This window comes from Corynebacterium sp. HMSC064E07 (assembly GCF_001815745.1).
Lineage (GTDB): Bacteria > Actinomycetota > Actinomycetes > Mycobacteriales > Mycobacteriaceae > Corynebacterium > Corynebacterium jeikeium_D.
Genome location: NZ_KV821824.1, coordinates 42,080 through 50,353, shown reverse-complemented (window position 1 = coordinate 50,353; position 8,274 = coordinate 42,080). Strand labels below are relative to the sequence as shown.

At 61.3% G+C, this 8,274-nt stretch carries 6 protein-coding genes and 1 other RNA gene; all 7 read left to right on the top strand.

Annotation, left to right across the window (positions count from 1 at the left end):
- The first annotated feature begins 175 nt into the window (after positions 1–175).
- The 7 genes from ffs (at position 176) to recR (ending at position 8,236) form a co-directional block, all read left to right on the top strand.
- Positions 176–270, top strand: an RNA gene (ffs, locus tag HMPREF3053_RS08025) — signal recognition particle sRNA small type.
- Positions 271–594: 324 nt separating this feature from the next.
- Positions 595–2,064 (top strand): SulP family inorganic anion transporter, encoded by a 1,470-nt coding sequence (locus tag HMPREF3053_RS08020; protein ID WP_070438855.1) that lies wholly within the window; start codon positions 595–597, stop codon positions 2,062–2,064.
- A 125-nt stretch (positions 2,065–2,189) separates the two neighbouring features.
- On the top strand, positions 2,190–3,461 hold the full coding sequence (locus HMPREF3053_RS08015) for an aspartate aminotransferase type Ic (RefSeq protein WP_210400045.1): 1,272 nt from the start codon (positions 2,190–2,192) through the stop codon (positions 3,459–3,461).
- Between the two features lie 34 nt (positions 3,462–3,495).
- Positions 3,496–4,221: a suppressor of fused domain protein gene (locus tag HMPREF3053_RS08010; RefSeq protein WP_070767551.1), complete on the top strand. Its 726-nt coding sequence runs from the start codon at positions 3,496–3,498 to the stop codon at positions 4,219–4,221.
- A gap of 30 nt (positions 4,222–4,251) precedes the next feature.
- Positions 4,252–7,134, top strand: coding sequence for a DNA polymerase III subunit gamma and tau (locus tag HMPREF3053_RS08005; RefSeq protein WP_070767550.1), 2,883 nt, complete (start codon positions 4,252–4,254; stop codon positions 7,132–7,134).
- A gap of 114 nt (positions 7,135–7,248) precedes the next feature.
- On the top strand, positions 7,249–7,572 hold the full coding sequence (locus HMPREF3053_RS08000; protein ID WP_005511884.1) for a YbaB/EbfC family nucleoid-associated protein: 324 nt from the start codon (positions 7,249–7,251) through the stop codon (positions 7,570–7,572).
- A 37-nt stretch (positions 7,573–7,609) separates the two neighbouring features.
- The gene (gene recR / locus HMPREF3053_RS07995; RefSeq protein ID WP_005511888.1) at positions 7,610–8,236 is read left to right on the top strand and encodes a recombination mediator RecR; all 627 of its coding nucleotides are present in this window, start codon (positions 7,610–7,612) and stop codon (positions 8,234–8,236) included.
- The last annotated feature ends 38 nt before the right edge of the window (positions 8,237–8,274 follow it).

Sequence of the window (8,274 nt, the reverse complement as noted above, 5' to 3'; positions counted from 1 at the left end):
TGGCATGCGGACACACTTTTCTTTACTTAACCCTATGCCGGGGCTGCGGGGAGGCGGGGAACTGTCATGAAAGCTGTCACGAAACTGGTCACGGATCTTGTGGCGGCGCTGCATAAAGCCGCGCGGTGAATGCTTGTGGTGTGACTTTTTGCGTGGGCCTGTAGTAGGCTGTCTTCACGGATCCCATGTGGCGTCCATCTCGTGAACTCCCCCAGGGCAGGAATGCAGCAAGGGTCAGCGAGCTCTGACGGGTGCGTGGGGTCCCCTTTTTTTATCCCCGGCGTTCTTCTGGCACTTATGGCTAGGTTTCGGGCACTTGTCGGCGGTTTCCTGTGACCTATCGATGTTTTTTCGGCACTTATCCCCGCGAAATTGGCCAGGCCATTTCACCTATCGATGAGCTATTCACTTATGGCCACGCTGCAGCGCATCGATAGGTGAATACCTTGGCCACAAGTGGTCGCGTTTCGCGTTCGCTGGTCTGGCAGAATACTGTGCATGAGCGATGCAGACGACACGCGAGTGCCACCACAGACAACACGAGAACCGCTAGAAACTCCAGGACCACCAGAAACCCGAGAAACCCCAGCGCCAATGGGCGTGTGGGACTCCTTCCGGTTCGCAGTTTCTTCACCGAAGCGCCTGCGCACCGAGCTGCTGGCCGGTGCTGCGGTGTCGTTCGCGCTAATCCCCGAGGTCATCTCGTTTTCCATCCTGGCGGGCGTGGACCCGGCGGTGGGGCTGTTTAGCTCGGTGATTATGGCCATTGTGATTGCCTTTACGGGTGGCCGCCCGGCCATGATTACTGCTGCCGCTGGTTCGGTTGCGCTCGTCGTCGCGCCGTTGTCGCGGACGTACGGGATGGATTACCTCATTCCAACGGTGCTGCTCGCGGGTGTGTTGCAGATTGCTTTTGCGGCGCTGGGTATCGCTAAGCTGCAGCGTTTCATTCCGCGCGCGGTCATGATTGGCTTTGTTAACGCGCTGGGTATCCTCATTTTCACTGCGCAGCTCGAGCATCTCATCGATGTGCCCTGGTTGGTGTATCCGCTGGTCGCTCTGGGTATTGCGATTATGGTGTTCCTGCCCCGCGTGTTCACCGCGATTCCGGCTCCGCTGGTAACGGTGATCGTCGTCACGCTTGTTGCGGTGTTGGCGAATTGGCGCGTGCCGAACGTGAGCGATATGGGCGAGCTTCCGGAATCCCTCCCGCAGCTGCTGATCCCGAATGTGCCCCTGACCTGGGAGACTCTGCAGCTGATTGCGCCGTATTCGGTGGGCGTGGCGATTGTCGGCATCATGGAATCGCTGATGACGGCGAAGCTCGTGGACGACATCACGGATACGCATTCGGACAAGACCCGCGAGACGTGGGGGCTGGGTGTGGCGAACATCGCGGGCGGTTTCTTCGGCGGTATCGCTGGCTGCGCGATGATTGGTCAGACGATGGTGGGTGTGAAGGAATCGTCGGGACGCACTCGCTTGACGACGCTCTTTTCCGGTGTCTTCCTGCTCATTCTGGTCCTTCTGCTCAGTTCTGCAGTTGGAGTGATTCCGATGGCGGCGCTGGTTGCGGTGATGGTCGTGGTGTCGGTGGACACGGTCGATTGGCGCTCGATTTCCCCGCGGACGTTGCGCCTGATGCCGCGTTCGGAGACGGCGGTGATGCTGGTGACGGTCATCGCCACGCTGGCGACGGATAACCTCGCCATCGGGGTGATTTTGGGTGTGGTCGTGGCGTCGCTGATGTTCGCGCGCCGTGTCGCTCACCTGGTCAGGATTGAAGTGCTTGACGACGACCCCAGCGCCCACTCCCGGACGTACAAGGTGCGGGGTCAGTTGTTCTTCGCCTCCAGTAACGACCTGGTGTACCAATTCGACTACACCGATCCTGCGCAGCGGATTGTCATCGATATGTCTGAGGCTGAGATTTGGGATGCTTCCACGGTGGCGGCGTTAGATTCCGTGCGGGTCAAGTTTGCTGACCGGGGCAAAGAGGTAGAAATTATCGGCTTGGAGGGGCCGAGTAAGCAGCGTCTGGATGCGCTGTCGGGGAAGTTGTAGAAATCCCAATCCGGGGTATGCCTTACACTTGGTTGCAAAGCCGGATGCGGCGCGGGGAAAAAGCTTTCCGTGCCAGTTTTGTCAGGTTTTAACTTATGTCCGATACCTGGGAGGGTGCGTACACCATGGCCGTGGATTCCTTCGATGTTCAGCAGTTGGCGGCACACAAGGATGAGTTTGCGAAGGCATATGAGGAACTGAAGTCCCGCAACCTCGCACTGAATTTGACTCGTGGTAAGCCGTCGTCGGAACAGCTTGATTTCGCAAACGCCCTGCTGGGTCTCCCGGCGCCGGATTACATTTCGGCTTCTGGGGAGGATGTCCGCAATTACGGCAACGCCAAGGGCATTACTGATATCCGCGCTATCTGGGCGGAACTGATGGATCTGCCGGTGGAAAACGTCCTGGCGCAGGATGCTTCCAGCCTGAACATCCAGTTTGACCTGATTTCGTGGGCCATGCAGTTCGGCAACGTGGACTCGGAGCGCCCGTGGAACGAGGAGCCGGTGCTGAAGTGGCTGTGCCCGGTTCCGGGGTATGACCGGCACTTTGCTATCACGCAGCACTTCGGCATTGAAATGATTCAGGTGCCGTTGAACGAAGACGGTCCGGATATGGATGTCGTGGAGAAGCTGGTTGCCTCCGACCCGCAGATTAAGGGCATGTGGAATGTCCCGATGTTCTCCAACCCGACGGGTGTGACCTACAGCGCTGAGGTCTGCCGCCGTCTGGTTGAAATGGAGACCGCCGCTCCGGATTTCCGTCTGATGTGGGATAACGCCTACATGGTTCACACGCTGACGGATGAGTTCCCGGAGATTCACAACGTCATTAAGTGGGCGGAAGAGGCCGGTAACCCGAACCGCGTGTGGGCTTTCGGCTCGACTTCGAAGATCACCTTCGCAGGCGCTGGCATTGCTTTCTACGCTTCCTCGGACGCCAACTTGGAGGATTACCTCAAGCACGCTGGTATCCGCGGCATTGGCCCGAACAAGGTCAACCAGCTGGCTCACGCCAAGTTCTTCGGTGACGCGGAGGGTGTGCGCGAGCAGATGCGCCGTCATGCGGGTTCGCTGGCTCCGAAGTTTGAGAAGGTTCTGCAGATTCTGGATGAGCGCCTGACGGAGTACGGCGTGGCAGAGTGGTCGAAGCCGACCGGCGGTTACTTCATCAACCTCGACGTGGTTGATGGCACTGCTCGTCGCGTGGTGGAGCTGGCTAAGGAGGCCGGCATTGCGCTGACCGGTTCTGGTTCTTCCTTCCCGCTGAAGCAGGATCCGAATGATCGCAATATCCGCCTGGCACCGTCGCTGCCTCCGATGGAGGAGCTCGAGGTCGCTATGGATGGCGTCGCTACCTGTGTGCTGCTCGCCGCCGCTGAGAAGGCGACTGCGTAGGCCAAGTAGGCCGGTTAGGTCGGGATAGGACTATATGAACTTCGAAGAGACGAAGTTTTGGATCTCCGGGCTTTTCCCCGGAGAACCCCAGGTCAGCGAGTATGTGACGGAGCTGCCGGGCAGTGGTCGGCACGGGCAGGAACACGATTCGGCTCCGCTTCGGGTCGCTGAGTTCTCGCTTTACGACGGGCCGGACGGCCAAGCGAACGAGCGTCGTCCGGAAACGGCAGCCGCCACCGTGGAGTTGGGCCGCAACTACTGTGGCCTGACCGGCGCAGCAAAGACGGATATCCGCGTGGAGCTCTTCTCCGTCGCATACGCTGATTTTCCCGTGGCCACCATGGTCGCGGCCGCGGGAGCGCTGGTGGAGGAAGAGCCGGAGTTCCTGTCGCCAATTCCGGGCCGTGTCATTCCGAATGCGGTGCGGCTGGCGGCCGATCAGGTGGCCGAGGTAGGGGAGTCGTCGTCAAGCACTGCCTTTACCGTGGCGCACGTGCTGTGCACGGTGCCGTACGTGTGGAGCGACGGGGTGCCGAATGTGTCCGAGATGCCGGGCAAGATCAGCCTGCATGAGGGTGATGTGGAGTCCCCGCAGGGACGCATGACCACGATGACGCAACTGGTGCCAATTACGGATGCGGAGCTGGTGTTTTATGAGCAGCAGGGGCCGCAGGCGCTGATGCAGAAGTTGGCCGAAGTAGATGCTGACCTGCGGGATTGGTGCCGTGAGTCGGTTGTTTCCCAGGAGGGTTCGAACTAGCCGATCCGGGGTGGAAGGTAGGCTGAGCACGTGGCTCTGTATAGGAAGTATCGTCCGGCATCGTTCGCCGAAGTGGTGGGGCAGCGGCACGTAACTGACCCGCTGTCGGCGGCGTTGGAATCTCGGGATGCGCAGGGGCGTCCCAACCGCATTAACCATGCGTATTTGTTCTCCGGGCCGCGTGGCTGTGGCAAGACCTCGTCGGCGCGCATTATGGCGCGCAGTTTGAACTGTGCGGAGGGGCCGACGGCCACACCGTGTGGCCAGTGTGCGTCGTGTCGTGCGCTAGCGCCGGGCGGTCCGGGCAATTTGGACGTTATTGAGCTGGACGCGGCTTCCCACAATGGTGTGGAAGATATGCGTGAGCTGCGGGAAAAGGCTATCTTCCAGCCGGCGGAGTCGCGCTATCGCATCTTCATTATTGACGAGGCGCATATGATTACCGCTTCGGGTTTCAATGCGCTTTTGAAGATTGTGGAGGAGCCGCCGGAGCACCTCATCTTCATTTTTGCGACCACGGAGCCGGAGCGTGTGCTGCCGACTATTCGTTCGCGTACGCATCACTACCCGTTCCGGTTGTTGACTCCGCCGGATATGCGCGGGCTGCTTGAGCGTGTGGTCACGGCCGAGGGCGTGCGGGTAGAGCCGGACGTGTATCCGCTGGTCATCCAGGCCGGTGGTGGTTCGCCGCGTGACTCGCTGTCGGTTATGGATCAGCTCATTGCCGGTTCCGGCACCAATGGCGTGGATTATGAAACGTCTGCGGCCATTCTCGGTGTCACTGACAGCGTGATCATCACGGATGCGATTGAGGCGCTGGCAGCGGGCGATCGTGCGGCCATGTTTAGCGTGGTCGGGCGTGTGATTATGTCGGGTCAGGATCCGGCGCGGTTTGCCTCGGATCTGCTTGGCCGGGTGCGTGATTTGCTGGTGCTGTCCGCAGTGCCGAATGCGCTGGAGCAGGGGCTTGTAGAGATTCCGGAGAGCCAAATCGACGGTGTCCTGGAGCAGGCCGGGACAATTCCCCCGGCGACGCTGACGCGCTTCACGCAGGTGCTCTCTGATGGTCTGCGTCACTTCCGCGGCGTGACTTCGCCGCGTCTGCTTCTCGAGGTCCTGTGCGCGCGCATGCTCCTGCCCGCCACCGAAGATTCGGTGGAGTCGCTGCTGCAGCGCGTAGAGGCGTTGGAACACGGCAGGCCCGCGCTTGCCGACGGCTCGGGGGCCGCAACCCCCGCAGCGGCACCGGCGTCTTCCGCCGCGGGGTCGGGGTCGGGTGCGGCTGAGGCCGATGCTTCGCCGATGCAGTCTGGCCAGTCGGCTCGGGAGGCGTGGCGCCAGCGGAATGCCCAGCGTAAGAAGGGTGCGCAGTCGGCTTCGGTCACTCAGCGCGGACGTACTGAGCAGGCAGCGTCAGCGCAGGCACCGTCGCAGCCTCAGGCTCAGCCGGAACCTGTTCAGCAGCAGTCTGCACCAGCGGCACCGGTGTCGCAGGAGTCGGTAACTGAGCCGCAGCCTGCACCAGAAGCATCTACTGCGACCGCTGAACAGCCTACGCAGCCTGAACAGCCTACGCAGGCTACGCCGGCCGAATCAGTTGAACAGTCTCAGCAGGCCGAACAACCGCAGCAGCCTGAATCGGCTGAGCAGCCGCTGTCCGAGGAAGAGGCTCAGGCAGAGAAGATTCGTGAGTTCCGTCGGAAGATGGCGGAGCATGCCCGGATTAGCGAGCAGCAGACTCGGGCGCAGCTTGCACAGGAGCGTGAGCAGCAGACTCGTGAGCGTGAGGGGGAAGGCGGCTCCATGTCGATTGTCGAGGAGGAGCCAGTTGTCTCTTCCTCGCCAACACACTCTGAACAGCCAACTCAGGCCCCACAGCCGGAGCAACCAGCACAGCCGGAGCCCGAACCTGCACCCGCCGGTATCGAGCAAATCCGCGAGCGCTGGCAGGACATCCTTGCAGCTGTTGACGGCCCGCACGCGTTCCCCATTCGCGTGCTGGCTGAACAGGCAGTGCCACTCGATGTCGAAAACGATACGCTCATCATCGGCCACAGCACAGGAGCGCTCGCTACCAGGCTCAATACGCCTGATTACGAACAGGCACTGTCTGCTGCCGTAAAGCAGGTGACGGGTTTCAACGGCCAGGTGCACTGTGTCGTCGGTACGCGCCCGCGCGCACCGCGTTCAACAGCTACAGGTGGCGTTGCTGGGGAGGATGATTCGTCGTCAAGAGGTTCGTCCTCGCCGAACGACACCGCCCCTGCACCGACACCAGCAGCATCGGCACAGCCGAAAGCACCCGAGCCCGAGAAGCCGACGCAACCGGAACCGCAGGCGCAGCCAGAGCCCGCACCGCGCCCTCAGCGGTCGTCGGCCTACGCATCTGTTGCGGAACGCCGCGCAAAAATCGAGGCTGCCAAGCGTGCTGCGATGGGTCACCAGGCAGGTCACGACCAGCCAGCGCAGCCACATCAGCAAAGCCAGCCAAGCCAACCGACTCAGCCGAACCCGAACCCGGTCCATCAACAGCCGCAACAGCAGCCAAACCAGCCGCAGCCGCAGTCGTTCCTGCGCGCGGCGCAAGTCAATGCCCAGGCAAATGCCCAAGCTCAGGCCAATCAGGATTCGGGCTTCGGCGGCGTCCCGCTGCCACCAGAGCCCATGGAGGAGTTCGCTCCGCCAGAGGGCGCAGAGGGCGCAGGGGGCTACGGTTCGCGCACCCCGTCCAACGCCAACACCACCTACAACCCGGTTTCCCAAAACCTGCAGGACAACAACTACGAAGAGGACACCTCCGAGTATTTCGAGGCCGCGAACGAGGTCGGGTCTCTCGATCACCGCTCGCTAAAGGACGTGGTCATGGAGATGCTGGAAAAGGAGCTGGGAGCCAAACCGCTGGAAGACCGCTAGAGCCGTTAGAATGGGGCGGCGATGCGCGTCGTAAAGCATGGGCGATGAGCCTTAGAAGCGTGCGCGTAACTACAAATCAGCACGTAAAGATCACAATAGTTAGGAACATTAATTATGACTCAGCCAGATATGAACGCAATTCTGCAGCAGGCACAGCAGATGCAGGCGCAGCTGCAGGCAGCACAGCAGGAGATCGTCGCTTCCACCATCGTCGGTGAGGCCGGCGGCGGTCTGGTCAAGGTGACTATGCAGGGCTCGGGCGAGGTCACGGACATCGCCATTGATCCGAAGGTCGTTGACCCGGAGGACGTCGACGGGCTGCAGGACCTGGTTCTCGCTGCTTTCCAGGACGCTACCGCTAAGGTGCAGTCGCTGGCGGAGCAGAAGATGGGCCCGCTGTCCCAGGGCTTCGACGGTCTCGGTGGCCTCGGTTTCTAAATTAGCTTTTCAGACCAGTATTTGTAGGTAATTATCATTGTTCGAGGGACCACTCCAAGATCTCATTGATGAGTTCTCGCGCCTGCCGGGCATCGGCCCGAAGTCAGCTCAGCGTATCGCTTTCTACCTGATGAAGGCGGAGCCGGAGGACATCGGCCGGCTCCAATCCGCGCTTGGTCGGGTGCGCGAGGGTGTGCAATTCTGCCGGGTCTGCGGCAATATTTCGGAAACCGATGTGTGCCAGTACTGCTCGGACACACGCCGCGACCGCGGTTTGGTGTGCGTCGTTGAAGAGGCGCGCGATATCCAGGCCATCGAGCGCACGGGGGAGTACAACGGTCGCTACCACGTGCTCGGCGGGGCGCTCGATCCGCTCGGCGGCATCGGTCCGAACGAGCTCAATATCCGCACGCTGCTGCAACGTATCGCAGGCGTGCTTGACGACGTCGACGAGACCCAACCCCCAGAAATCCACGAGGTCATCATCGCGACTGACCCCAACACCGAGGGCGAAGCCACCGCGACCTATTTGGCCCGGCTGCTCCGGGACTTCCCGGATCTCGAGGTCACTCGGTTGGCCTCCGGCATGCCGCTCGGTGGTGACTTGGAGTTCGTCGATGAACTGACCCTGTCCCGCGCGCTGACGGGCCGGCTGAAGGTCTAGCCGCCGTCCAGCCAACCGGCCGCGCGCGAAACTACAAA

Bases quoted from the DNA above. Each gene is read 5' to 3' on its own strand.
- HMPREF3053_RS08000 (WP_005511884.1), top strand. From the start codon at position 7,249: ATGACTCAGCCAGATATGAACGCAATTCTGCAGCAGGCACAGCAGATG.
- HMPREF3053_RS08020 (WP_070438855.1), top strand. From the start codon at position 595: ATGGGCGTGTGGGACTCCTTCCGGTTCGCAGTTTCTTCACCGAAGCGC.
- HMPREF3053_RS08010 (WP_070767551.1), top strand. From the start codon at position 3,496: ATGAACTTCGAAGAGACGAAGTTTTGGATCTCCGGGCTTTTCCCCGGA.
- HMPREF3053_RS08015 (WP_210400045.1), top strand. From the start codon at position 2,190: ATGGCCGTGGATTCCTTCGATGTTCAGCAGTTGGCGGCACACAAGGAT.